Here is a 25,727-nt window from a genome sequence, read left to right as displayed (position 1 = left end):
TTCACCGCCGGTGCAGGGTTCGTCAGCTCCTCGGCGTCCGCTCAGACGGTGACGGTGTCCGATCCGGCTCCGGTCGACAAGGCGACGAAGACGGTTCTGAGCGTTCAGGGTGAAGCCAAGGTCGGACTGCCTGTTGATCTCTTCGCGACAGTGTCCGAAGATCCCTCGGACGCCCTGGTGCCGTCCGGCGGAACGGTTCAGTTCAAGATCGGTGGAGTCGATCAGGGTGCCCCGGTTGCGGTTGTTGACGGAGTTGCCAAGCTGCCGCACGTGTTCGGAGCAGAAGGCAACTTTGTAGTCTCGGCTGTATTCAGTGGCTCCGGCGTGTTCACGTCGTCCACCGCGGAATCCGTCGACGTCAATGTCACGGTTCCGACCCCGTCGGATGTCGAAAGCTCTACGTCGTTGACGGCTCCGTCTTCGGCAAAGGTCGGCACGTCGGTGCAGCTGAAGGCTGTGGTCAGTTCTTCCGGCGCGACGTCGGGAACCGTCCAGTTCTTCGATGGAACGACTCCGATCGGAACGGCCGTCGATGTTGTCGGTGGGCAGGCTGTGTTGAGCCACACCTTCACCACGACCGGCAACCATTCGATCACCGCGGTCTACAGCGGAGCCCAGGGCGTCACGGGTTCCACGTCGACTGCATCGGTTGTGGACGTCGGTAACGGGGGCGGTGACTTCGGTTCGCTCGGATCGTTGTCGCTGCCGTTCGGGTCCTGATTCTCCGATGATGTGATGCCCCTTGCGTCCGACGGGTGCAAGGGGCATCGCTCTTCGCGAATCGATGATTGGTCGTTAGCAGAACTATCGGCAATTCGTGAATATTTGTCTGAAATAACTGATACAAGTACTACTTTCGACGGGTACTGTACGAGCGTCCAGCTCCATTCTGATTTCCGCTCTGTTCGAGTGACCTCCTTCCGTGCGGTTCCCGATCCACGTCTGTTGCTAGCTGAGGAGAGTTCGTGTTGGTGAGAAGAAGTTCCGCGGTTGTGGTGGCAGCGTTGGTCGGTGGCGTGCTGGTGGCAGGTGGTGTTGCTTCGGCTGCTCCGACGTCATCTCCCGCGGTGGAGAACACGATCGGGTTCAAGCTGGGTTGCGATGGTTACGAGCACCCTGGCTTGGGCAGCATCTCCGACGAATTCCACTCCACGGGCGTGACCATCTCGGCTCCGGAGAAGGTCGCGGCGGGGTCGACGTTCACCTACCGAGTCCAGCCAGGTGCGATGACTGTTCCCACGAGTGGTCATGCGGGGCGTTCGGCGATCAGGTGGACACGGATGAAGTACGACTTCGACATTCCTGCGGGGGTGTCGTTGGTCGATGCTCAGGTAGTGGCGGGTACGTCGTCGAATTTGTCGGGTGCGGCGCCCTCGGTAATTCGAATCAACGACGGTGGTTCGCCGGATGCTGCGGGCACTCACTTGCGTATTTCGGGGAACAATCAGACTGCTGACTCCAATGGCGGTGGTGGAAACGGTCCGAGTACAAGTAAGAACGATGATGGCGGAATCGGCGCGGAGGCTGGAAAGACTTTCCGGTTGCCGGCGATCGATGTGACGGTGATTGCGGGTGGTGCGGGTAGCACTGTGCAGCCGAAGTTAAGGGTGACGGATGGCAATTCGGGATCCTTTGATTCTCCGAAAAATGCCTTCACCTTCTTGCAGCGCGAGAAGGACGTCTTCACCGTCGCATACTGGGAGAGGTACAACTGCTCTCCGCATGACTCACGCAGCGCGGGATTGAATGCGGGTGGTCAGGCATTGGCCACCGTCAACGTCGTCTCGCAGGTGGCGACCACGACCGCAGTGACGTCCGGCGCGTCGGCAACGATCGGTCAATCGACGGATTTGATTGCGCAGGTCTCCCCGGCGCCGACAGGCGGCACCGTTCAGTTCAAGGATGGCGGGACTGACATCAGCGCCCCGGTGGCCGTCGTCAATGGCGTTGCCACACTGCCACATACATTCACCGCGGCGGGAGATCACTCCATCACCGCTGTGTACGACGGAGTTCTCGAGTTCTTGACCTCAACGTCACCTGCGCGCACAGTGAGCGTGGCTGCTGCCGATGTACAGACGACCACGGCGCTGACAGTTCCGAGCAGCGCCGTCGAGCAGACCTCGGTCGCGCTGACCGCAAACATCTCTCCGGCAACTGACGGCGGAACGGTCCAGTTCAAGGACGGTGGCACAGACATCGGCGGACCGATCGCGGTGACTGCCGGCGGAGCGACCCTGGATCACACGTTCACTACGACGGGATCGCACTCGATCACTGCGGTCTACTCAGGCACTGCCGGTTTTGGTGGTTCGACCGCGCAAGCTCAGACCATCGAGATCTCGAGCTCCGCGCTGAGTACGACTACAACGCTTCAAGTTCCGGCTGCTGCGATCACGGGCAGCGCGGTTGATCTGACTGCGACGGTTGCTCCGAACAATGCGGTGGGCACGGTGCAGTTCAAGTCGAACGGCACGGCCATTGGTTCACCGGTGACAGTTTCCGGTGGGACTGCGACGCTCTCGCATTCGTTCGATGCTGCTGGCGCTCAGAGCATTACGGCTGACTTCACCGCCGGTGCAGGCTTCGTCAGCTCCTCGGCATCGGCCCAGACGGTGACGGTGTCCGATCCGGCTCCCATCGATGTGGAGACGACGACGTCGCTCTCGGTTCCCGCTACGGCAATCACGGGTGCGGCGGTTGATCTGACTGCGACCGTGGCTCCGAACAACGCTGTCGGTACGGTGCAGTTCAAGTCGAACGGCACGGCGATCGGTTCCCCGGTCACGGTGTCCGGTGGGACTGCGACGCTCTCGCATTCGTTCGATGCTGCTGGCGCTCAGAGCATTACGGCTGACTTCACCGCCGGTGCAGGCTTCGTCAGCTCCTCGGCATCGGCCCAGACGGTGACCGTTTCGGATCCGGCTCCCATCGATGTCGAGACCACGACGTCGCTCTCGGTTCCCGCTACGGCAACTACGGGTGCGGCTGTTGATCTGACGGCGACCGTGGCTCCGAACAACGCTGTGGGCACGGTGCAGTTCAAGTCGAACGGCACGGCCATTGGTTCACCGGTGACAGTTTCCGGTGGGACCGCGACGCTCTCGCATTCGTTCGATGCTGCTGGCACTCAGAGTGTTACGGCTGACTTCACTGCCGGTGCTGGCTTTGTGAGTTCGTCGGCGTCGGCTCAGACGGTGACCGTTTCGGATCCGGCTCCGGTCGATGTCGAGACCACGACGTCGCTCTCGGTTCCTGCTACGGCAACTACGGGTGCGGCGGTTGATCTGACTGCGACGGTTGCTCCGAACAATGCTGTGGGCACGGTGCAGTTCAAGTCGAACGGCACGGCCATTGGTTCACCGGTGACAGTTTCCGGTGGGACCGCGACGCTCTCGCACATCTTCGATGCTGCTGGTGCTCAGAGCATTACCGCGGACTTCACCGCTGGTTCCGGATTCAAGAACTCGGTTGCGAGTGCGAAGTCAGTTCAGGTGAGTGTTGCCGACCAGGAATCCGTCGTCGAACTGAATATCCCCACCGATGCCAAAACTGGTGTGGGGACCGACTTGTGGGCAACAGTCCGAACGTCGTCGGATGACGCTGTCGGCGTCGGAACCGTGCAGTTCTACGACGGTGGCGTCGCGATCGGCGGTCCTGAACCGGTTACGGCCGGCGCTGCTGGTCTGTCGCATACGTTTACCTCTGCGGGTGCGCACAGCATCACGGCGGTTTACTCGGGAGGAGCCGGTGTAGTCGGGTCCTCGGCCCAGGCGCGGACGGTGAATGTGACGGACCCTGCGCCTTCGGATGTCACCACGGAGACTGTGGTGACGGTGCCTGCCGATGGTGTGGTGAACAAGTCGGTGACCCTGTCGGCGACTGTCAGTTCGGTGCAGAATGGTGGAACGGTGCAGTTCATGGATGGGGACACCCCGATCGGTGACGCTGTGCCAGTGGTCAACGGGATCGCGGCGCTGAACCACACCTTCACCACAACCGGCGCGCATTCGATTTCGGCAATCTACAGCGGCGCAGCCGGATTCACAGGCTCCACCTCGGCGGCCCACGCAATTCAGATCAAGGCTGCAACCGGTGGTGGCACGGGCAGCCTCGGTTCAGGCAGCGCTGGCTCGAGCGATTTCCTTCCCTTCGGTTCCTGACCGAAGCGGTTCAGGTCGCGGCCCCGAGGCAGTATCCCTCGGGGCCGATCGACAGGGTGAACTGCATCGACCGTGAGTTACCGGTTCCGTCGCTGACGGGCAGGGTGACACGGACGTAGTCGCCGCGAACCGGAGTGACTGTTGCAGCGTCGGCGTCGAAAGACTTGATACCGGCCAGCTGATTCGGATCGAGCTTGAGTGGCGGCTGGCCGGTGGCGCCGGTGCCGTCGGGATCCCACGGGCTGTTGCCGGGGCAGATCAGTGGATAGAACGTCTCGACGTCGCGGGTATTGACCGGCCGTCCCGTGGCGCGTGAGAGAAACCGGACGACGGCGTGGGAAGCGTCGGCCGCGGTGTAGAAGTTTGATTGCCCCGCAGGGAAGACGAACGGGCACGCATAGCCGGAAGCGATCTCCGAGCGCTTGGCGGCGACGGAGAGTCCGTCTCCACTCCAGGTGACCGCGTACTGGCCGTCGACGCCTGGTGCGGCGATGGCCGTCAAGATGGCGGGCACATCCGAGTATCGGTCGGCAATTGTTGTGGGCGGCATCGTCCAGCATGCGTTCGTGAGCGCGTCGACGTCCAAAGACACCAGGTCCGTTGCCCAGGCCGCCAAGGCCGGCGCAGCAGCCGGATTACCGGGCACGTCACCAACCGGAGGTGGCGCGACCGGCGCGGCGGGCGCAGTGGTGGTCGTGGGCGCGAGAGTGGTTGTCGTCGTGGTTTCCGTCGTAGGCGGAGACGGTTCGTCCGTCAGGATTCCTGTCCGTCCGTCGTCCTCACATGCGGTTATCGCCAACGTCATGGCGAGTGCGACTGCCCCCACTGCCGCTCGTCCTGCCGACTTCATTCGTTCTTACGCCCCTTTTGCGACATTCTGACCAACATCCACCCCATAACTGCTGCGGGTCAGATCACGGATTCCCGTCTACGCTAGCGAACTGTGGATCCCGTTTACAGAACAGTCATCGGCATCGCCCGTACCGTCTTCGCTTTCGAGGGCCTGAAGTTCTCCGTCAAGGGAGAGCAGAACATCCCGGCGTCCGGTGGCGCCGTGATCGCGATCAACCACACCGGATACATGGACTTCACGTATGCGGGACTGCCGGCGCGGACCCCCAAGCGCTACATCCGGTTCATGGCGAAGAAGGAGGTCTTCGACAACAAGATCTCCGGACCGATCATGCGGGCCCTCAAGCACATCCCGGTCGACCGCGGCGCGGGCGCCGACTCCTACAAGGCGGCCGTAGATTTCCTGAAGCGCGGTGAATTGGTGGGCGTGTACCCCGAAGCGACGATCAGTCGGAGCTTCGAGATCAAGGAATTCAAGTCCGGAGCCGCCCGGATGGCAATCGAGGCGGGCGTACCGATCGTTCCCGTCGTCATCTGGGGCGCTCAGCGCGTGTGGACGAAGGGTTATCCGAAGCGGTTGGGCCGCACCAACACTCCCATCTCGATTGCCGTCGGCGAGCCGATTGCACCTTTCGAGCCGGCGAGTGAGCTGACGGCGAAGCTGCGGTCGACGATGCAGGAGTTGCTACTCGATCTGCAGAAGGACTACGACCATCCCGCCGGCGAGTACTGGGTACCGGCCCGCCTCGGTGGCAGCGCGCCGACGCTCGAGCAGGCCGACAAGATGGATGCCGACGAGGCCGAGGCGAAAGCCAAAGCACGTGAGGCGCGGAAGTCCGAAGGCTGACCCATGTCCTTCGAACCCGTTTACACCGCCGTCGAGGTAGTCGCGCGTGGTCTGAGCGGTTTCCAGGGCGTGAAAGTCACCCGCACCGGGACGGAACACGTCCCGGTGTCCGGCGGTGCCGTCATCGCGATCAACCACACGAGTTACCTCGATTTCATACCGGCGGCCCTGGCGGTCGGCACCGCGAAACGCAAGCTCAGAGTGATGGCCAAGGCTGAGCTGGCGGACAACAAGGTCCTCGGCTTCCTTATGCGTGGATGCGGCGTCATCGAAGTGGACCGCTCCGCCGGAGCGCAGGCGTATCGAGCCGGAGTCGACGCCCTCGAGCGTGGCGAATTGGTGGGCGTCTACCCGGAAGCGACGATCAGTCGGAGCTTCGAGATCAAGGAAATGAAATCCGGAGCAGCTCGGATGGCCATCGACGCCGGCGTGCCGATAATTCCGCTGATCGTCTGGGGCGCCCAGCGGATCGTCACCAAGGGCGGACCGAAAAATCTGGGCCGCAATCATTTCCCGATCTCGGTGGAGGTGGGCGCACCGATCGATCCGGTCGAACCCGCCGAAGCGCTCAGCGAGATCCTGCGCATCGAGATGGATGCAATCCTGCGCCACGTTCAGGACGGGTTCGTGCACGAGCCCGGGGCGTACTGGGTGCCTCGCCGACTCGGCGGTGGCGCGCCGACGCCGGCGGAAGCCGCGGCCATGGATGCCCAGGAGCGCGCGAAGCGGGCGCGCTGAATAGACGGCGCTTGCGCTGATGCGGTCAGTACACAGCGTTGGCTCCGTACTCGGCCTGCGCACTCGTGAAGCCCTCGTACTCGAGCTGTTCGATCAGTCCTGACCTGGAGAACGACGTCATCTCGAGGTACTGCTCGGCACTCAGCGCAGCCTGCTTGTTCCAATCGGCGTTCAAATTGTCTACTGCGTACGTCGCATCCTCCGTGGAGAAACCTTCGTACTCGAGCTGTTCGATCAGTCCGCTGCGGGAGAAGGCAGTCATGTCGATGTACTGCTGGGCGGATCGGACGGCGTTGCGCTGACCGGAGCTGACCTGCGGCCTGGCCGGGGCAGGCGCAACTGTCGGAGTGACCACAGGTGCGGGCGCCTGGTACGTGGTCGTCGTGGGCTCCGCCACCTTGCTGGATGGCGGGGCAGGAGCAGCGGTCGGCGAACTGACGATCGGTGCGACAGAGGCGCGCGACGTAACGGCACTGGTAGTGGCCTGTAAGGCGCTCGAGCTCGGTGCAGCGCTGGTGGTTTTTGCGTCGTCCTTGTCTCGTCCGCCGAGAATGCCTGCGACGACGAGCAACGCGACGACTGCACCCGCAATCCACGGCCACTTCTTCGACTTCTTGGTCTCAGGTTGCGGTTGTGGCGGAATCTGGAATGGAGGCTGTGAGCCCCCGTAAGGCGGCGGCAGATCGGGTGGCACGGACATGGGGTGTTCTCCTTGAGAAGGTTGATCGTCTCGGGTTCGAGGACGAAAGGACCCTGAGTCAGGTGCGCCGAAGGAGCAGGGCAGCGGTACCCAGGTAAGGCCGAATGTCTGGTTCTCCCGCAATAGATACCAGACCGGTCGGACTGAAATGTGATTTGCGGGAATCTCTCGGGGTTCGCGATCTCCGGTGAGGACGCGCGAAGCGGGCGCGCTGAGCGAGACCGTCGTACCGGGCAGGCACAATGGCGGTGTGAGCCCAGACCGTCGTATCAGCCCTGACCGCCCAACCTTGGTTGCGACCGATGTCGACGGCACCCTCATCGATCACGACGAGTTGGTCAGTGCCCGCACCCGCGCCGCCGTGCATGCCGTCGTCGAATCCGGCACGCCGTTCCTGCTGGCAACCGGGCGTCCTCCGCGATGGATTTCGCCAGTCGTCGAAGGTTTGGGATACGCGCCACTCGCCGTCTGCGCCAATGGAGCCGTTGTCTACGACAGCTACGCCGACCGCGTCCTCAGCGCCGCGACCTTGTCGGTCGACGCACTCACCGAACTCTCCGAGTTGGCTCTGGTTGCACTTCCCGGGTCGGGATTGGCCGCGGAACGGGTGGGGGAGAGCGCACACGACGCCGCCACCCCACAGTTCGTCAGCTCACCAGATTACGAACACGCCTGGCTCAACCCGGACAACACCGAGATGTCCGAGGACGAAGTGCTTGCGGCGCCGGCCGTCAAACTCCTGATTCGCCGTCCAGGCATGACCAGCACGGCGATGTACGACACGCTCGCCCCGCACGTCGGTGCGCTCGCCGACATGACGTACTCCACCGAGAACGGACTGATCGAACTCTCGGCGCCGGGAATCACGAAGGCGTCCGGCCTGGTTGCCGCCGCTGAAAGGTTCGGCTTCGACCTGTCGGGTCTGGTTGCCTTCGGGGACATGCCCAACGACATCCCGATGCTGGGGATGGCACGCCTCGGCGTTGCCATGGGCAACGCTCACCCCGAAGCCAAAGCCGCAGCCGACGAGGTCACCGACACCAATTCGGCGCACGGGGTCGCAAAAGTCCTCGAGCGCTGGTGGTCGTAGAACCCACCAGCGCCCGAGGACGTGTACTGCTCGAGTGTCAGCCGACAGGCGCGCTGTTGGCCATTTCCTGGGCAAAGGTCTCGTTGTAGGTCTTGAGGACCTTCGTGACCATGCCGGTGATCTGGTTGAAGATCAGCGAACCGTTCTCGAAGTCGCTGCGCAGGCCGTCCGGGATCGAGTATTCGTCCGAGATCGGCAATCCGAGTTCACCCGCGTCGGAACCGAAGCTCTGCCACGACTTGAAGATCTCGCCGAGCACGGTGAACACTCCGCCGTTGGGTGAGGTGTAGACAGCGCCGTTCTGGAACAACGCACCCTGGTTGCCGAGCTTCGCCTGCAGGATTCCGGACAGCGCCTGGCCGAGGCGTCCGAGGTCACCACCTTCGGCGATCCACTTCTGCGCGAGCGGTGAATTGTCGGTGATCTTCAGAATCTGGGTGACCAGATCCGGGATCGACGATCCGGTGCCACCGGTGACCGTGTCGACCGGAGTGGTCGGCTTGGGCGCAGGCGTCGACGGATTGGAGGGGTTCGACGGGTTCAACGATCCCCCGATATTCGCGGCCGCGATGTTCCGGATGTCGTTCATGTGTGCGTATGCGGCATCACCAGGGCAAGCCGTGTTTCCGACGTCGCGGTGGGCGAAGATGATCGGCAGATCCACTGCTGCGCCCTGCGGGTACGGAGTGAACTCCGTGCCCTCGGAGTACATCGTCGTTCGACCCTTCGGGTCGAGGCCGGCCAGGCCGAGCTTCCAACCGAGGAACTTGCCGACGGCATTGAGCGTCGCCTGCGAAGGCTCGACGGTGGAGTAGTCACCCATCATCGCGATACCGGTGGTGTTCTCGTTGAAGCCGCCGGCGTGCGCGCCCTGAACTGCTTTGTCGAGTCCGCCTGCGCGGCCTTCGAAGGTCTGACCGTACTTGTCGACGAGGACGTTGTATCCGACGTCGCACCAGCCGAGAGTCCGTGCGTGGTAGGCGTAGATAGAGCGGACGATGCCGGCCGATTCTTCCTTGGTGTAGTTGTTGCTGCCCGCGGTGTGGTGAACGGTTGCTCCACCGGTGAAGTCGTCGTATGTGGGGGAGTCGCAGCGAAGTGACTCGTCGGCTCCCCACTGTGCGCGGGTGATGACGGAGGGTCCACTGCCGCCGAGCGGTGCCGCGACTGCCTGCAGATTGCTGTCCGCGTCGCTGGTACCCGGATCGATCAACACTGCGGTAACGGCATCTGCTGCCGTCGTCGCCTGGCGAAGCGGCTTGGACACCGAAGCCGGGGTGTACCCGAGTTCGCCGGTGGCTGCGGGTGCTTCCGCAGGCACAGGTGCTTCGGCCGGCGCTTCGGCCGGCGCTTCGGCAGGCACAGGCGCTTCAGCAGGTGCTTCGACAGGTGCGGGTGCGGCTTCCGGAGCCGGCACAGCTTCGGCCGCGGGGGCAGCGACACCCTGCGGGGTGAGGATCTGGATGGACTTGGTGGCGCCGACGAAGACAGGTTCGGTGGCGGTACCGGCGTTGGTGGCCTGATCCGAACTGGCGGAGTCGATGGCGTCAGGGGTGAACCACGGACCCCAGGTGCCGTCCTCGGCCAGGGCGCGGACCTTGGACTGCGCCGAGGCGAGCGTGTCCGAGGTCAACGCGACCATGCTGAACGGAGTGTCGCGGGTGACTTCCTTGACCACGGCACCTGGCTCTTCCTCGGAGGGAACCGGAGCGGTTTCGGTCGGGGCCCCGGGAGCAGCGGGTGCCGGGAAGAGCTCGGTCGGCAACGTGATCCCTGGAGGTAGCGGGATTTCGGTCGGGAGCTTGAGGTTTCTGAGATCGCCCAGGTTGATGTCGGGGAGATCGAGACCGGTCAGCTCCTTGACCGGAATGATGATGTCGGGCACCGACGCGAGGAGCACCTCTGCGATCTGGGTCGGCACTGCTACTGACGTCGTTTCGTTCGCGGAACGTACATCGGACGTAGTGCTCGTGAAGCCGTAGACCGCAAAAGGACTTGCGACAGCCACTGCGGCTACAGCCCCGAGTACGAGCGAGGGCTTCGGTCGACGGTGTGGCAAGGGATTACTCCTCGGTTGTAGTTACTTGCGAGCGAACTTCAGGGCCGATGACGGCCGTGAACGGAATCCTTCAAAACCGGATCCGAGCAGGTCGGATGCCATGTTCTGGGGTTGAACTCCAGTTTTCGGACGCGTACGTCTGCAACTCGTGATGCTGATGTGACTCGTGTGACTGGTGTTGCTAACTCCAAACACTCTTGCCACACTAGTCACAAAAGTCCATAACGCTCAACCTTAGGGTGAGACTTTAGTTAAATCGTTGTGGACTGGCCTGCGCGCGAAGTACCGACTTCGCGGACTCGTGAGGCCGGTAGCGATGAGGAGAGCATTGATGGCGAGAAGCGGAAGAAGCGGAACTGCAGGTAAGAAGCCTGTGTCCGGTCGCGCAGGTCGCTTTCTGGTGGGCGGACCCGGGAGGCGAACCTCGCTGATGCGGGTCTCGGTACTCGGTCTCGTTCCGGCTCTTGCGCTCGGCGTCGCGATCGGAGGTTTCACGCAAATCCGCGCTGACGAGCCGTCGATCCTGCACGCCGTCGCCGCCGATACACAATTCACGCTCTCCGGTCATGGCAACGGACACGGCCGCGGAATGGGGCAGTGGGGCGCTTACGGCTACGCCAAGAACGACGGCTGGTCCGGCGAGCGAATCCTCAGTCACTACTACGGCGGAACCGTCCTGGACTCCTTGCCGCCCGCCCAGATGAGTGTGCGGCTCACAGCCCAGGACAACTCGACGCTCGACGTCTACTCCGACCCCGGCCTCGTGGTCAACGGTCAGCGCACCGCGCCGGGCGAGGCTGCCCATCTCACTGCACTGCCCGGTGGCGGTGCGCAGGTGGTTGTCACCAGCGGGTGTGGTGGCGGGGTTGTCTGGGAAGCGGTCACCGAGCATCCGTGGGTGGATCCTGTGGATCTCAGTCCCGATCGACCCGCCGACCAGTTCCTGAAGCTGTGCAACAACGACGCGCCCTATCGCGGCGCCCTCGGCGTAGTGCTCGACAACGGCTCGGCTCGGACGGTCAATCTCCTCGACATGGAGGACTACCTGCTCGGCGTGGTGCCGGTCGAGGCGAAAGCCGAATGGGCCGATTCCGGTGGGGCCGAAGCACTACGGGCGCAAGCCGTGGCGGCGCGCTCGTACGCTGCTACCGAGCATCGCAGCTCGTACGCCGACACGTGCGACACTCAGGACTGCCAGGTCTACGGCGGAGCTGGCAAGGAAGATCCCCGGACCACTGAAGCCGTTCGGTCCACCGCCGGCGCCGTTCTGTCGCGTGACGGCAAGATCGTTGCCACCGAATTCTCTTCGTCCACAGGAGGTTACAGCTCCGGCGGTGAATTCCCGGCCGTCGAGGATCTCGGTGACGCCCTTTCGCCCAATCACGACTGGACAGTGAATCTGACCGCGGGTGAGATTGCGGACGCCTTCGATGTGGGCGAGCTGCAATCGCTCAAGATTCTCTCGCGCAACGGATTCGGTACCGACGGCGGGCGAGTGACGGCAGTCGAGGTGGTCGGAACAGATGCAACTGTTGGCGCCACCGGAATGCAGTTCCGTCAGAAACTCGGCCTGAAATCGGACTGGTTTACCGTCGGCGACGGCGCTGGTGTGGTAGTGGCACCGGATTCGGAATCGACAGTGCCGGAATCTAATTCGCCATCCGGCGATCCATCGGGTACGGTTACGGAGACGCAGATCGAGAAGAAGTATCGGGAGCTCGGCGGTGAAAGCGGCTCTCTCGGTGCTCCTGCCGGCCCGGAGATGCAGTTGCCCTCCGAAGCAGGCACTTTCCGTGTCTACGAAAACGGAACCATCATCTGGACAAAGGTTTTGGGTGCGCAGGTAGTTGATGCCAACGTGCTCCGCGAGTGGATACCGACGGGCGGAAGCTAGGGGAAGGTCGGTCGGTAGCGACTCGCACGTATCGACTCTGAAGGGTCTCTGCCGTAACCCGGCGGAGGCCCTTCAGGTCGTTCAGGGCTCATTGGTTGTCGGTCAGATGGTCGGAGCGTCGCCGAGCAAGCGGTACTCGAGCCACAACTCCGCACGTTCCGTGGGGGAGCCGAGGTCCAGTTGGAGAAGGCTCTCGATCCGAGCGAGTCTGCTGCGCAACGTATGCCGATGAATATTCAGCGCTGTGGCTGCGGCGTCGCCCACACCGTTGTGTGCCAACCACATGGCCAAGGTTCGGTAGAGATCGCTACCGCCCTTCGCTTCCAGAAGCGGGCGCAAGTGTGCCGCCGCGAATGCCGTCGAGCGATCCTGATCGAGAAACGCGGACAATCCGCTCTCCGAGAGTTCGGCGAACCGCATCGAAGGCAGGTTGCGGGCGCCGGCCTCGGCTGCTGCCTGCGCGGCTTGGCGTCTGGCGCGCGAGAGATCGTCCCACCACAGCATGTCCGACACGCCGACGGTTACGTCGATTTCGTTGACACGGGCGAGGATTCGCCCGCTGTCGGTAGCCGAGACGACGGCGATCAACGCTCCGTCGGTGATGCCGAACGCCAGATCGCGGCTGAGGCCGTCGAGCAGTGAGACGGACACGCTCTCGAGCAGGCCACTCGGGCCCGCTACGTGGAAGACCTGGAAAGGTTCGACCGGAAATCCTCCCCACAGTTCCCCGGAGATGTTGCGGGCGAGCGCATTCTGTCCTTCGAACAGCTGATGCATCGCCACGGTACGCAAGTGGTTCATCGTCAACTGCGCATCTCGGGTTCGAGCCGTCATCAACGTGAGCAGAGACGCGGCGGCGATGACGATGCCCTGATTCAGAGAGCCGACGGCGCCGGGGCAGCCGGCGACGAGATACCCCATCAGCTTTCCCCTCGACGTCATCAAAGGGTGCGAGATGACGTCCTCGTTCTCACTCGTGAGGAAACTGACTTCCATCGGGCGGGCGTCGCGCTCGGGAGCCGTTCGCTCGATTCCTGCGGCAGCAGCGGTGTGTGAGATCTCGACGGTATGGCCGGCCGAGTCCAGCAGGGCCGCCCATCCGCCGATCAATTCCGCCACCCGTCGTACGACTGCCCGGGTGCCGTTGACCGTCACTGCAGCTTGAAGCAGTCGCCGCAGGCTCTGGTAGTTGCTGCGCAGCGCTTTCATGTCGTCGTCGGATTGCGCCTTCGACACCGCTTTGGTCAGGGCGATGAAAGGTGTTCGCAATGGGACGTCGAGTAGGGGCACACTGAAACGGGTGGCCGCATCCACCAGAGTCTGCGGCGCCTGCTCGTATCCGAGGCCGGTTCCGAAACCGATTCCGGCAATTCCGGCCGCCACCAGGGTGCGTACGAAACGGGTCGTTTCCGCGGCCGTCGTCGGTAGCGACACCCCGGTGATGAGTAGTAGTTCGCCGCCGTCGAGGAAGGGCGTCGGGTCGGGAAGTTCGGAGACATGTGCCCAGGTCAGGGTGCGATCGAGCTGATCGTGCCCCGCCAGGACGCGAAGGCCGAACTGTTCGGTCGCACAAAGCTGGCGGAGCGTGATGGGCATGGGTCCAGTCTGACACCTCCGGCTCGCCACTTTGTAGTGCCTGCGGTCACGTTTGTACAAAGTGGAGCCTGACGCGAGCTTGCCGAAGGTCCGACACTGGCGCTATCGAAAATGCGCTCCAGAAGAGCGTCACCGAGATCCACCCTCCCGAACAGCCCACAAGGAGTACTGATGTCCAGTACAGACCAGCCGGCACTTCAGCACACGCTGAAGAAGCGGCATCTGTCGATGATTGCGATCGCGGGCGTCATCGGCGCCGGACTGTTCGTCGGCTCCGGTGTGGCGATCCAGGAGACGGGACCGGGTGTCCTGGTTTCCTACGCGTTGGCCGGCGTAGTCGTCATCCTCGTGATGCGCATGCTCGGCGAGATGTCGGCAGCGTCGCCGGAAACCGGCTCGTTCTCGTCGTACGCCGACAAGGCCATCGGCCGCTGGGCGGGCTTCTCGATCGGCTGGCTGTACGCGTGGTTCTGGATCATCGTGCTGGGCATCGAGGCCACCGCCGGTGCCCTCATCATGAATCGTTGGGTTCCCGGCGTTCCCCAGTGGACCTGGGCTCTGATTCTGATGATCGTGCTGACGCTGACCAACATCATCTCGGTCAAGTCGTTCGGCGAGTTCGAGTTCTGGTTCGCTTCCATCAAGGTCGTCGCCATCATCGCGTTCCTCGGCATGGGCATCGTGGCGATCTGCGGATGGATGCCCGGCGTCGAAGCACCGGGAATGACCAACCTGACCGGTCACGGCGGTTTCCTGCCGAACGGAACAGGAGCCATGCTCGCCGCAGTCCTTGTGGTCGTGTTCTCGTTCTTCGGCGCTGAAATCGCCACCATCGCCGCCGGTGAATCGGCCAACCCGCTCGAAGCTGTTCGCGCTGCCGTCAAGTCCGTCGTCTGGCGAATTCTCATCTTCTACATCGGCTCGATCGCGGTGGTCGTCACCCTGCTTCCCTGGGACAGCGCATCGGTCGCGCTCAGCCCGTACGTCGCCGTCATGGACTCCTACGGCATTCCGGCCGCGGGCAACATCATGGACGTCGTCGTCCTCACGTCGGTTCTGTCCTGCCTCAACTCCGGTCTCTACACCGCGAGCCGCATGATCTTCTCTCTCGCCGGCCGCGGCGACGCCCCCAAGTCGCTCTCACGTATCGAGAAGACCGGCGTCCCGATGCGCGCTGTCCTGGTCTCGACGATCGTCGGCTTCCTGACCGTCGGCATGAACTACCTCTCCCCGGACAAGGTCTTCCTGTTCCTGGTCAACTCCTCCGGTGCGATCGCTCTGTTCGTCTGGCTCGTCATCTCGGTGTCCCAGCTGCGCACCCGCCGCAAGCTCGAAGCTTCGGGCCAGGAGCTGGAACTCAAGATGTGGTTCTTCCCGTACCTGACCTACGCGACGATCGCCGCCATCATCGCGCTCTGCATCGGCATGCTCACCCTGGACTCGACGCGCAGTCAGATGATCGTGTCCATGGGGCTCGCAGCGATCCTCGTGGGCATCGGGCTCTACCGATACCGGAACCACAAAGAGACCGAGGACGCCGAAGGCGCCGACGCCGAGGTTGTACCCGTGTCCGAGAGCGCTCCCACACCCTGACACCAACGTCCCCATCTGCGAGATACTTAGATGTCCTAGTATCGGCCACGGACAGAGAAATCGACGTGAGCACAGCAGATGGGGACAATCATGACCACACCCGAACCGATCGTCATCGTCGACGGGGCCAGGACCCCCGTCGGTAGCTTCGGCGGCGTCTTCAAGGACGTACCCGCACACGAGCTGGGTGCCGCAGCAGCCAAGGCCGCGCTGAGCCGCGCCGGCGTTGCACCCGAAGACATCGACGAGGTCGTCATGGGCTGCATCGGCCAGGTCGGCCCCGACGCCTACAACGCACGCCGCGTGGGCATCGCCGCTGGACTGCCCGAGAACGTTCCCGCCTACACCGTCAACCGCCTCTGTGGCAGCGGCCTGCAGGCCGTGTGGTCTGCGGCGATGCAGATGCGCTGGGGCGCAGCTGCCATCACCCTCGCCGGCGGCGACGAGAGCATGTCCCGCATGCCGTTCTACGATTTCGCCGCCCGCTCGGGCTACAAGCTCGGCGATCGCAGCCTCGTCGACGGCACCGTCGCCATGCTCACCGACCCGTTCAGCAAGGCTCATATGGGCCGCACCGCCGAAGCCGTCGCCCGCAAGTACGGCGTCAGCCGCGAGCAGCAGGACGAGTTCGCCGTGGAATCTCAGCGCCGCGCTGCTACCGACGCAGCCAAGGCAGCATTCGCCGAGGAGATCACTCCCGTCGAGACCGGTGGTCGGCGCTCCGTCACCGTCACCGAAGACGAGCACCCCAAGCCCGGAACCACTGTCGAAACCCTCGCCAAGCTGCGCCCTGCATTCGAAGAGGGCGGATCCGTCACCGCCGGTAACGCGTCGGGCATCAACGACGGCGCCGGCGCACTCGTCCTCGCTACAGGCACCGAGGCAGCCAAGCGCGGCCTCACCGGACTCGTCACGCTCGAAACCGTCACGACGGCAGCCATGGAGCCCGGCCTGATGGGCTACGCTCCCGTGCTCGCTCTCGAAAAGCTTTTTGCGCAAACAGGATTGAAGCCGTCCGACATCGGCACCGCCGAGGTCAACGAGGCCTTTGCTTCGCAGGCCATCGCCGTCATCCGCGACAGTGGCCTGGATCCGGAAAAGACCAACCCGTACGGCGGAGCAATCGCCCTCGGCCACCCGGTCGGCGCCACCGGAGCCATCCTGACCCTGCGCGCCGCCCGCGACATGGTCCGTCGCGACCTCGAATTCGGCATCGTCACCATGTGCATCGGCGGCGGTCAGGCACTCGCTGCCCTGCTGAAGCGGGTCTGATCATGGCGACCAAGCGCAAGCCGTCGTGGCATGACGACGAGATCACCGCAGTAGCCGAACTGGCCCGTGGTTTCTTCGATCGTGAACTGATCGCCAAGCGTGAGCAGTGGGACGCTCAGCATCGCGTCGACCGGTCCGTGTGGCTCGAAGCCGGCAAGCTCGGCCTGCTGTGCTGCTCGATTCCCGAGGAATACGGCGGGGGCGGTGGAACTTTCGCGCACGATCTTGCAGTCTTCGAGGCGCAGGGCTACTGCGGGGACTATGCACTCGGGAACTCCGTGCACAGTGGCATCGTCGCCCACTACGTGCTCGAGTACGGAAGCGAAGAGCAGAAGAAGGCCTGGCTGCCAGGTATGGCGACGGGCGAGATCCTCGGCGCCATCGGAATGACCGAGCCGGGAACAGGTTCCGACCTCAAGGCCATCACCACGTCCGCGATCCGCGACGGTGACCACTACGTCGTGAACGGGTCGAAGACCTTCATCACCAACGGTGGCAGCGCAGACATGATCGTGCTTGCCGTCAAGACCGATCCCAAGGCGGGCGCCAAGGGTGTCTCGCTCCTGATCGTGGATCTGCGTGACTGCGAAGGCTTTGCGGTCGGCCGCGTCCTCGACAAAGTCGGTCAGCACGGCGCCGATACGTCGGAGCTGTCCTTCACCGATGTTCGCGTTCCCGTCTCGAACCTCCTAGGCGAGTCCGAGGGGCTCGGTTTCGGTCAGTTGATGGCGCAGCTGGTGCAGGAACGTCTCATCATCGGCGCGCAGGCCATCGGCACCATCGAGCGTGCCGTCGAGGAGACCGTCGCGTACACCAAGGCGCGTCAAGCGTTCGGGCACAGCCTCTTCGAGTTCCAGAACACTGCCTTCGAGCTGGCCGAGTGCCAGACGATCGCGCGCACCTGCCGTGTCTTCCTCGACAACTGCATCGAGGATCACCTCAACGGCGAGCTGGACGGCGCAGACGCCGCGATGGTCAAGTACTGGCTCACCGAACAGCAGTGCGCCGTCGTCGACCGGTGCGTGCAGCTCTACGGCGGATACGGCTACATGCGTGAATACCCGATCGCGCGCATGTACGAGGACTCCCGCGTCCAGAAGATCTACGCCGGCGCCAACGAAGTGATGAAGGGCATCATCGCGAAGAGTCTTTGATCACCGGCGTCGAAAACCATTGACACCGACCAGGCACCCACCGAGCATTTCGGTGGGTGCCTTTGTGTGTGCCTACAAGCGGGATCGAGCTGTTCGGAAGGCAATCACTGATGAGCTTCACCATCGACGTCGGATCGGCGCGCGTCACCCAACTGACGGAGTTGGCGCACTGGCCGTTCCCGCCGCGAGAGCTTTTTCCGCACGCGGGTGATGCGGAGATCGAGGACGCGTCGGCGCGGCTGACACCGGAGTTCTTCGACGCGGGTAGCGGTGACCTCGTACTTGCCATCCACACCTACCTGGTGGAGATCGGCGGCAAGGCCATCGTCGTCGACACCGGCAACGGGAACAGCAAGCACCGGCCGAACCTCCTGCCGCACCACATGTTCGGTACCGACTACCTCTCGCGCTTCGCCGACACCGGCGTCGACGTGGACGACGTCGATCTGGTGGTCAGCACACATCTGCACCCCGATCATTGTGGTTGGAACACCAACCTCGAGGCCGAAACCTGGCGGCCCACCTTTCCCCGCGCGACCTACATTTTCGACCGCACCGAACTGGCCGCGCTCGAAAAACTCGCCGCCGACGGTCCACACGAAGGAGTGGTCTCGGATCTGGCGCAGACCTTCGAGGACAGCGTCCGTCCCGTTCTGGACGGGGCGAAGTGGGAGGCGGTCGACGACGGCCACGTTCTGGCCGAGTCCGAAGGCACACGCGTCGTCGTGCGCAGCGCGCCCGGCCACACGCCGGGCCACGTCGTGATCGAGATCCGCACTGCCGACGGCGGCGCCGTCATCGCCGGCGACGTGATCCACCATCCGATCCAGTTTCTGTACCCGGACCTCAGCCAGGGCGGCGACGCCGATCCCGAGATCGCCAGGGTCACCCGCCGCGAACTTCTCGAACGCTGCGCGTCGGAGGGACTGCTTCTACTTCCCGCACACTTCCCCGTCGACGAACCGATCACCATCGAATTCGATTCGAGCGGTGCACCGAGTGCTTCCGGTCTGATCGGTCTTGCAACGTCCTGACTTGCCGCATCGTCCCTGGTGACGCATCCAACCCTCGGCGTCCGAACAGGTCCGATACCCTGGTTCATCGTGACCGCTGCAAATTCAGAGACCGCCCGTGCCCAGTACGACCTGATCGTCGTCGGTTCGGGATTCTTCGGGCTGACCATCGCCGAGCGTGCCGCTACCCAGCTGGGTAAGCGTGTGCTGGTGTTGGACCGCCGTCACCACCTGGGGGGGAACGCATACTCGGAGGCTGAGCCGGAGACCGGCATCGAGGTCCACAAGTACGGTGCCCACCTGTTCCACACCTCCAACAAGAAGGTCTGGGACTACGTCACCCAGTTCACGGAGTTCACGAACTACCAGCACCGCGTCTTCGCGCTGCACAAGGGACAGGCGTACCAGTTCCCGATGGGCCTCGGCCTCGTGTCGCAGTTCTTCGGTCGGTACTTCACTCCCGAAGAGGCACGGGCCCTCATCGCCGAGCAGTCCAGCGAGATCGATTCGAAGGATGCCTCCAACCTCGAAGAGAAGGCGATCTCCCTGATCGGACGCCCGCTCTACGAAGCATTTGTGCGTGACTACACGGCAAAGCAGTGGCAGACCGACCCCACCGAGCTGCCCGCGGCGAACATCAGCCGCCTGCCGGTCCGCTACAACTTCGACAACCGCTACTTCAACGACACGTACGAGGGCCTGCCCGTCGACGGCTACACGGCGTGGCTCGAGAACATGGCAAAGGATCCGAAGATCGAGGTCCGCCTCGACACCGATTACTTCGACGTCCGCGACGAACTGCGCACCGCGAGCCCCGACGCACCCGTCATCTACACGGGCCCGCTCGACCGCTACTTCGACTACTCCGAAGGTTCGCTCGGATGGCGCACCCTCGATTTCGAGACCGAGGTTTTGCCCACCGGAGACTTCCAGGGCACCCCGGTCATGAACTACAACGACGCCGACGTGCCGTTCACCCGTATCCACGAGTTCCGCCACTTCCACCCGGAGCGCGAGTACCCGACCGACAAGACAGTCATCATGCGTGAGTTCTCACGTGCCGCGGAGGCGAAGGACGAGCCGTACTACCCGATCAACACGCCCGAGGATCGCGAGAAGCTCTCCGCGTACCGCTCCCGCGCCAAGAAGGAGACCGCGGAGAACAAGGTCCTCTTCGGCGGGCGTCTCGGCACCTACCAGTACCTGGACATGCACATGGCGATCGCCAGCGCACTGACGATGTTCGAGAACACCCTGCGCCCGCATCTCGAAACGGGTGCGGAATTGGCAGGGGAGAGCGAATGAACGCACGTCATCTACTCGAAGGCGAAGAAGTCGTCACCGGCGACGAGGTGACCTACCTCGGCAAGTCCCTGCTCTCCCGGATCATCCTTCCCCGCGCCGGCGAACCTCTCGACGTCCGCACGCTGTACTTGGAGGAAGCTTCGACCAACAGTCGTCGGGCTCACTCCACCTCGCGGACGTCCGTCGCGCTCGGCGCCGAGACCGAGGTCTCGTTCGCCACGTACTTCAACGCGTTCCCCGCCAGCTACTGGCGCCGCTGGTCCATTCTGAAATCTGTGGTCCTTCGACTCGAACTGTCCGGACACGGCCGCGTGGATGTCTACCGTTCCAAGGCGGACTCTTCGCGAATTCACGTGGAAGGCAAGGAATTTGCCGACGGCGATGCCGCGGTCGAGTTCGAGGTGGAACTGGCGCCGTTCGAGGACGGTGGCTGGATCTGGTTCGACATCACCACCGATACGGCCGTCGTCGTCGAGAGCGGTGGCTGGTACGCGCCCGTCGAGGCGCCCGGCGAAGCGACTGTTGCCGTTGGTATTCCGACGTTCAATCGCCCGACCGACGCTGTCAAGGCGCTGGCTGCATTGTCCTCGGATCCTCTGGTGTCCGACGTGATCAAGGCCGTCATCATGCCGGACCAGGGCACTCGTAAGGTGCGTGACGAGCCCGGGTTCGCCGAAGCTGCTGCAGCACTTGGTGATCGGCTCGCCATTCACGATCAGGGCAACCTCGGCGGCTCCGGTGGATACAGCCGAATCATGTACGAGGCACTCAAGACCACGCAGTGCCAGCACATCCTGTTCATGGACGACGACATCGAGATCGAACCCGACTCGATCCTTCGCGCGCTTGCTTTCTCGCGCTTCGCGAAGTCGCCGATGCTGGTGGGTGGGCAGATGCTCAACCTGCAGGAACGCAGCCACCTTCATGTGATGGGTGAAGTGGTCAACCGCGGGATCTTCATGTGGTCTGCGGCGCCGAACGTCGAATACGACCACGACTTCTCCAAGAATTCGCTGCGAGATTCGAAACTGCTGCACCGTCGCATCGACGTCGACTTCAACGGCTGGTGGATGTGCATGATCCCGCGCCAGGTCGCGGAAGAGCTCAAGCAGCCGCTGCCACTGTTCATCAAGTGGGACGACTGCGAATACGGTTTGCGCGCAAAGGAAGCCGGATACCCGACCGTCACGCTGCCCGGTGCCGCGATCTGGCACATGGCGTGGAGCGACAAGGACGACGCCATCGACTGGCAGGCGTACTTCCACCTCCGAAACCGTCTGGTGGTGGCCGCGCTCCACATGCCGGGCAACGGCCGCGGCCTTGTCGTCAACACGGTGAAGGCGACTCTCAAGCACCTGCTGTGCCTCGAGTACTCCACCGTTGCGATCCAGAACAAGGCCATCGCAGACTTCCTTGCCGGACCGGAACACGTCGCGAACATGCTGCCCACCGCACTCGGTGAGGTCCATGCCCAGCGCAAGGAGTACCCCGACGCCGTCGTGGTGCCCTCGGCAACCGCACTACCGCTGCCCTCCGGCGCCGAGGTCGGGGACGTCAGCGCGCCGACCAACCCCGTCGCCAAGATCGTCCGCGTCGGCAAGGCCGTGGTACACAACCTCAAGCCTGCGCACCCTGAGCATCACGAGCGTCCTCAGCTCAACGTGCCGACCATCGACGCCAGGTGGTACCTGCTCTCACAGGTCGACGGCGTCACGGTCACCACCGCTGACGGTCGCGGCGTCGTCTACCGCAAGCGAAACCCCAAGCTTGCGCTCGAACTGCTCAAGGAAGCCATGCGTTTGCGCCGCGAACTCGCCGCGCGTTTCCCCGAGCTCAAGAAGCAGTACCAGGACGCCGTTCCTTCACTGACCAGCACGGAAAGGTGGGAACGTGTCTTCGGCATCTCCTGAAGTACAGATTCTGGCCGGTATTCAATCGACCGTCGGGCAGCTGCCGGGAGCCGTCAAGGTCGCCCGCGGTATGTCTCACTTCGGTGAGCACTCCCTCGGGTGGATCGCGATCGCTGCCGTCGGAGCTGCCGTGGACAAGCCGCGTCGACGTGAGTGGGCCGGAGCAGCCGTCGGCGCATTCGGTGCACACGCCGCCTCCGTGGTGATCAAACGAGTCGTCAGGCGCAAGCGACCTTCCGACCCTTCGGTGCAGGTCAACGTCTCGACACCGAGCAAGCTCAGCTTCCCGTCGTCACACGCGACGTCGACGACGGCGGCGGCTGTGCTGATCGGTCGACTCACCGGGCTACCCTTACCGGCGTTGCTGGTGCCCCCGATGATGCTCTCGCGTCTGGTCCTGGGAGTTCACTACCCGACCGACGTACTCGCCGGAGCGGCACTGGGAGCCGCATCCGCGGCGGTAGTTCGCCGGGTCGAAGAAGCCAGAGCCGAACAGAAATGTGGAGATAAATGAGCGAGGAACCGGCTACGGTCAGCGGACCCCCGAAGTCCCTGCCCGCCGGCATCGTCAAGGCGCTTCGCCCACGTCAGTGGGTCAAGAACGTCCTTGTGCTGGCAGCGCCCATCGCGGCCGGAACCGCCACCGAAGCCGACGTGCTCCTGCCCGTCGCGCTGGCGTTCGTCGTGTTCTGCATGGCGGCATCGGGCATCTACCTCGTCAACGACGCGATGGATGTCGAAGCCGACCGTGCTCACCCCACGAAGCGATTCCGTCCCATCGCGGCCGGAGTTCTACCCGTCAACATCGCGTACGGCATGGCAGTCGTGCTGCTTGCCGGTGCGATCGGGCTGTCCTTCCTGGCCAACTGGCAACTCGCCGTGGTCATGGGCGTGTACATCGTCATCCAGCTCGCCTACTGCTTCGGTCTCAAGCATCAGGCCGTCATCGACATCTGCATCGTCTCGTCCGGCTTCCTGCTTCGAGCGATCGCCGGTGGCGTTGCCGCCGAGATCGATCTCTCGCAGTGGTTCCTGCTGATGATGGCGTTCGGCTCACTCTTCATGGCGGCAGGCAAGCGCTACGCCGAACTGCAGTTGGCCGAGAAGACCGGCGCGAAGATCCGTAAGTCCCTCGAGAGCTACACGATGACGTACCTGCGTTTCGTGTGGACGATGGCAGCGACGACGCTGGTCCTCTGCTACGGACTGTGGGCGTTCCAACAGGACGCCATCAAGGGCACCAACTGGTATGCCATCTCGATGGTGCCTTTCACCATCGCGGTGCTGCGATATGCGGTGGACGTCGACGGCGGCGAAGCCGGAGAGCCTGAGGAGATCGCGCTCGGTGACCGGGTGCTGCAACTCCTCGCGATTGCGTGGATCGGAGTAGTGGGTGTCGCTGTCTACCTCGTCTGAGCCACGCACCGAGGCCGACCCGCACGTCGACACTGCGGCGAATCGCACCACCCTCAGTCGAGGAGTTTTTCTCGGCGGGGTGGTGCTTGCTGCTGCCCTCATGTTCTGGGGGGCGTGGGAGCGTCGCTGGATCGCCGACGACGGACTCATCGTCTTGCGAACCGTCCGCAACCTGCTCGCGGGGAACGGCCCGGTCTTCAATGCGGGGGAGCGTGTCGAGGCGAACACGAGTACCGCGTGGACATACATCGTCTACGCGTTCAGTTGGCTCACGCAGATCCGCCTCGAATACGTCGTTCTGACGATCGCGCTCGTACTCTCGACTGCTGCCGTCGTGCTGGCGATGCTCGGCACCGGTCGTCTGTACCGAGGCGTTCGGCCGTCGGCGGGCGGAACGATCCTGCTGGTACCGGCAGGTGTTCTCGTCTACATCGCGGTTCCGCCTGCGCGAGATTTCGCCACTTCCGGGCTCGAGACTTGCTTGGTGATCTTCTGGATCGCGCTCCTGTGGCTACTGCTCGTTCGGTGGGCGCAGGCGTCGACGCCGTCCACGGCGTCGATCCTGACTCTCTCGTTCGTGGCAGGCCTCGGACCATTGGTTCGACCCGAGATGGCAATTCCCGGTGCTGCCGCGTTGATGATGATCGTTCTCTCCGCAGGCCTGACCTGGAAGATTCGCGCACTGATCGTGGTAGTCGCCGGACTTGTGCCGGTGGGCTATCAGATCTGGCGAATGGGCTATTACGCCCTGCCGTACCCGAACACCGCGGTGTCGAAGGACGCCGGTGGCGCGAAGTGGGCGCAGGGTTTTGCGTACCTGTGGAACCTCGTCGGGCCGTACCTGCTCTGGCTGCCGCTGCTGTTCCTGCTCATCGGCGCGCTGCTGCTCGTGTGGCGAAGCCGAGCGGACGCACCTGCCACCGCCACCGATCAACCCGCACGCTCGCTGTGGCAGCGCTTTCAGCAGTTTCTGCGCACGCCGCGGGCCGTCGTCACGTTCATCCTCGGCAGTGGGCTGATCCTCGGGATCTACTCTCTGCGCGTCGGCGGCGACTTCATGCACGGCCGCGTCCTGTTGCCGGTGTTGTTCTGCCTGCTCATCCCGGTCGCCGTCATTCCGCTGCGGGTTCCGGCGCGGGCAGCGTTCGGCAGTAACCGCGACACCGCGATCTTCGGAGTCTCGGCGGTGCTGTGGATCGGCACGATCATCTGGGCCTTCTTCGCTGCCAACACGACGGGCATGCCGGAAGGCTCCGTGGTGGGTCGCTCGGGAATCGTCGACGAGCGTGCGTTCTATGCACTCAACACCGGTCACAAGCACCCGATTCTTGCCGAGGACTACCTCGACTATCCGCGAATGCGTGCCATGGTGGAGACCATCGCGCGGACTCCGGAGGGTGGGCTGCTGTTGCCGTCGGCGAGCTACGACTCCTGGTTCGTCGTCCCACCGCCAGGGCCGCTCGAGGAGCCTGCCGAGCACGTCGTCTTCTTCCTCAACCTCGGAATGACGAGCATGAACGTGGGCCTCGACGTTCGGGTGCTCGATCAGATGGGGCTGGCGTACCCCCTGGCCGCTCACACCGAGCGACTAGAGGACGGCCGGATCGGGCACGACAAGAATCTCTATCCGGACTGGGTGGTCGCGGATACCGGAATGATCGACGTTCGCCCGTGGCTGCCGTTCTTCCTCGACGAGGACTGGGTAGCCGACGCGAAGCTGGCCATCACGTGCCCGGAAACGCAGGAGCTGCTCACGTCGTATCGCTCCGAGCTGACCTGGGCCAGATTCAAACAGAACTTCCAGCAGGCTTTCGACTTCGCGAAGTACCGATTCGACCGGGTTCCGGCCTACGAATTGGAACGCTGCGGGCTCGTTCCGCCGGAGCCACCCAAGTGATGTGATCAGCATCACCGACGGTTGAAGGTTTGAATATTTCGATTCAGTAACACCGAATCGATTGGCCACGATGTACTCGAAGACGATTCACCTAACCTGAATCACTCCCTAGGGGTGATGACGGCGTCGCCCGCGGACTGAGACGTAACGGTCTGTCTATTTGTCACAGCTGAACCTGTGACATAAAGTCCAGCGAGCGCAGTGTGACTTGGAAGAGGTCCGCTGCCG

General features: G+C 63.5%; 19 protein-coding genes. 15 read left to right on the top strand and 4 right to left on the bottom strand.

Annotated elements, in window-relative coordinates; genetic code table 11:
• The coding region (locus tag B0E55_RS06195) for an Ig-like domain-containing protein (protein WP_133053406.1) at window positions 1–720 on the top strand (720 nt) is incomplete at its 5' end.
• A gap of 251 nt (window positions 721–971) precedes the next feature.
• Entirely contained in the window at window positions 972–4,163 is a 3,192-nt protein-coding gene (locus tag B0E55_RS06190) for a beta strand repeat-containing protein (RefSeq protein WP_080909422.1), read from the top strand.
• 10 nt (window positions 4,164–4,173) lie between these two features.
• Here B0E55_RS06190 and B0E55_RS06185 read toward each other — a convergent pair whose 3' ends face one another.
• On the bottom strand, window positions 4,174–5,013 hold the full coding sequence (locus B0E55_RS06185) for a hypothetical protein (protein WP_080909292.1): 840 nt from the start codon (window positions 5,011–5,013) through the stop codon (window positions 4,174–4,176).
• Between the two features lie 93 nt (window positions 5,014–5,106).
• Between B0E55_RS06185 and B0E55_RS06180 the strand changes: the two genes are divergently transcribed.
• On the top strand, window positions 5,107–5,862 hold the full coding sequence (locus B0E55_RS06180) for a lysophospholipid acyltransferase family protein (RefSeq protein WP_020905757.1): 756 nt from the start codon (window positions 5,107–5,109) through the stop codon (window positions 5,860–5,862).
• Window positions 5,863–5,865: 3 nt separating this feature from the next.
• Window positions 5,866–6,600: a lysophospholipid acyltransferase family protein gene (locus B0E55_RS06175; protein WP_029254200.1), complete on the top strand. Its 735-nt coding sequence runs from the start codon at window positions 5,866–5,868 to the stop codon at window positions 6,598–6,600.
• A 25-nt stretch (window positions 6,601–6,625) separates the two neighbouring features.
• Here B0E55_RS06175 and B0E55_RS06170 read toward each other — a convergent pair whose 3' ends face one another.
• Window positions 6,626–7,300 (bottom strand): Ltp family lipoprotein, encoded by a 675-nt coding sequence (locus tag B0E55_RS06170; RefSeq protein WP_080909291.1) that lies wholly within the window; start codon window positions 7,298–7,300, stop codon window positions 6,626–6,628.
• Window positions 7,301–7,568: 268 nt separating this feature from the next.
• Between B0E55_RS06170 and B0E55_RS06165 the strand changes: the two genes are divergently transcribed.
• On the top strand, window positions 7,569–8,390 hold the full coding sequence (locus tag B0E55_RS06165; protein WP_024488043.1) for a Cof-type HAD-IIB family hydrolase: 822 nt from the start codon (window positions 7,569–7,571) through the stop codon (window positions 8,388–8,390).
• A 37-nt stretch (window positions 8,391–8,427) separates the two neighbouring features.
• On the opposite strand, the gene B0E55_RS06160 is transcribed toward B0E55_RS06165, so the two are convergent.
• Entirely contained in the window at window positions 8,428–10,449 is a 2,022-nt protein-coding gene (locus B0E55_RS06160; protein ID WP_080909290.1) for an N-acetylmuramoyl-L-alanine amidase, read from the bottom strand.
• Between the two features lie 331 nt (window positions 10,450–10,780).
• Here B0E55_RS06160 and B0E55_RS06155 point away from each other — a divergent pair, with 331 nt between their 5' ends.
• Entirely contained in the window at window positions 10,781–12,343 is a 1,563-nt protein-coding gene (locus B0E55_RS06155; protein ID WP_080909289.1) for a SpoIID/LytB domain-containing protein, read from the top strand.
• Between the two features lie 102 nt (window positions 12,344–12,445).
• Here the strand turns inward: B0E55_RS06155 and B0E55_RS06150 are convergent, their stop codons facing one another.
• Window positions 12,446–13,939 (bottom strand): PucR family transcriptional regulator, encoded by a 1,494-nt coding sequence (locus B0E55_RS06150; RefSeq protein ID WP_019746400.1) that lies wholly within the window; start codon window positions 13,937–13,939, stop codon window positions 12,446–12,448.
• 171 nt (window positions 13,940–14,110) lie between these two features.
• Between B0E55_RS06150 and B0E55_RS06145 the strand changes: the two genes are divergently transcribed.
• From B0E55_RS06145 to zomB, 9 genes are all read left to right on the top strand, one after another.
• Window positions 14,111–15,532 carry an amino acid permease gene (locus B0E55_RS06145; RefSeq protein ID WP_080909288.1) on the top strand — a complete coding sequence of 474 codons (1,422 nt, stop codon included), beginning with the start codon at window positions 14,111–14,113 and terminating at the stop codon, window positions 15,530–15,532.
• A gap of 90 nt (window positions 15,533–15,622) precedes the next feature.
• Window positions 15,623–16,804 carry a thiolase family protein gene (locus B0E55_RS06140; RefSeq protein WP_007731825.1) on the top strand — a complete coding sequence of 394 codons (1,182 nt, stop codon included), beginning with the start codon at window positions 15,623–15,625 and terminating at the stop codon, window positions 16,802–16,804.
• 2 nt (window positions 16,805–16,806) lie between these two features.
• A complete protein-coding gene (locus B0E55_RS06135; protein WP_007731824.1) occupies window positions 16,807–17,958 on the top strand; it encodes an acyl-CoA dehydrogenase family protein in 1,152 nt (383 codons plus the stop codon).
• 110 nt (window positions 17,959–18,068) lie between these two features.
• Window positions 18,069–18,992 carry an MBL fold metallo-hydrolase gene (locus tag B0E55_RS06130; RefSeq protein WP_080909287.1) on the top strand — a complete coding sequence of 308 codons (924 nt, stop codon included), beginning with the start codon at window positions 18,069–18,071 and terminating at the stop codon, window positions 18,990–18,992.
• A gap of 69 nt (window positions 18,993–19,061) precedes the next feature.
• Window positions 19,062–20,276: a UDP-galactopyranose mutase gene (gene glf / locus B0E55_RS06125; protein ID WP_046377735.1), complete on the top strand. Its 1,215-nt coding sequence runs from the start codon at window positions 19,062–19,064 to the stop codon at window positions 20,274–20,276.
• The gene (locus tag B0E55_RS06120) at window positions 20,273–22,186 is read left to right on the top strand and encodes a glycosyltransferase (RefSeq protein WP_080909286.1); all 1,914 of its coding nucleotides are present in this window, start codon (window positions 20,273–20,275) and stop codon (window positions 22,184–22,186) included. Before glf ends, B0E55_RS06120 begins: the two co-directional genes overlap by 4 nt.
• Window positions 22,167–22,700: a phosphatase PAP2 family protein gene (locus B0E55_RS06115; RefSeq protein WP_003943893.1), complete on the top strand. Its 534-nt coding sequence runs from the start codon at window positions 22,167–22,169 to the stop codon at window positions 22,698–22,700. Before B0E55_RS06120 ends, B0E55_RS06115 begins: the two co-directional genes overlap by 20 nt.
• Window positions 22,697–23,602, top strand: coding sequence for a decaprenyl-phosphate phosphoribosyltransferase (locus B0E55_RS06110; protein WP_003943808.1), 906 nt, complete (start codon window positions 22,697–22,699; stop codon window positions 23,600–23,602). The genes B0E55_RS06115 and B0E55_RS06110 overlap by 4 nt, the downstream gene beginning before the upstream one ends.
• Window positions 23,580–25,499: a flagellar motor control protein ZomB gene (zomB, locus tag B0E55_RS06105; RefSeq protein ID WP_029254208.1), complete on the top strand. Its 1,920-nt coding sequence runs from the start codon at window positions 23,580–23,582 to the stop codon at window positions 25,497–25,499. The genes B0E55_RS06110 and zomB overlap by 23 nt, the downstream gene beginning before the upstream one ends.
• Window positions 25,500–25,727 lie beyond the last annotated feature (228 nt).

It is taken from the genome of Rhodococcus sp. 66b (assembly GCF_002076325.1).
In the GTDB taxonomy this organism is placed as follows: Bacteria; Actinomycetota; Actinomycetes; order Mycobacteriales; family Mycobacteriaceae; genus Rhodococcus_F; species Rhodococcus_F erythropolis.
Note: the sequence above shows the minus strand (reverse complement) of the source record. Positions and strands in the feature narration are given on the sequence as shown.

Coding starts and splice junctions, on each gene's coding strand:
- B0E55_RS06155 (WP_080909289.1), top strand. CDS start 10,781: ATGGCGAGAAGCGGAAGAAGCGGAACTGCAGGTAAGAAGCCTGTGTCC.
- B0E55_RS06140 (WP_007731825.1), top strand. CDS start 15,623: ATGACCACACCCGAACCGATCGTCATCGTCGACGGGGCCAGGACCCCC.
- B0E55_RS06110 (WP_003943808.1), top strand. CDS start 22,697: ATGAGCGAGGAACCGGCTACGGTCAGCGGACCCCCGAAGTCCCTGCCC.
- B0E55_RS06175 (WP_029254200.1), top strand. CDS start 5,866: ATGTCCTTCGAACCCGTTTACACCGCCGTCGAGGTAGTCGCGCGTGGT.
- B0E55_RS06145 (WP_080909288.1), top strand. CDS start 14,111: ATGTCCAGTACAGACCAGCCGGCACTTCAGCACACGCTGAAGAAGCGG.
- B0E55_RS06135 (WP_007731824.1), top strand. CDS start 16,807: ATGGCGACCAAGCGCAAGCCGTCGTGGCATGACGACGAGATCACCGCA.
- B0E55_RS06150 (WP_019746400.1), bottom strand. CDS start 13,939: ATGCCCATCACGCTCCGCCAGCTTTGTGCGACCGAACAGTTCGGCCTT.
- B0E55_RS06170 (WP_080909291.1), bottom strand. CDS start 7,300: ATGTCCGTGCCACCCGATCTGCCGCCGCCTTACGGGGGCTCACAGCCT.
- B0E55_RS06130 (WP_080909287.1), top strand. CDS start 18,069: ATGAGCTTCACCATCGACGTCGGATCGGCGCGCGTCACCCAACTGACG.
- B0E55_RS06120 (WP_080909286.1), top strand. CDS start 20,273: ATGAACGCACGTCATCTACTCGAAGGCGAAGAAGTCGTCACCGGCGAC.
- B0E55_RS06185 (WP_080909292.1), bottom strand. CDS start 5,013: ATGAAGTCGGCAGGACGAGCGGCAGTGGGGGCAGTCGCACTCGCCATG.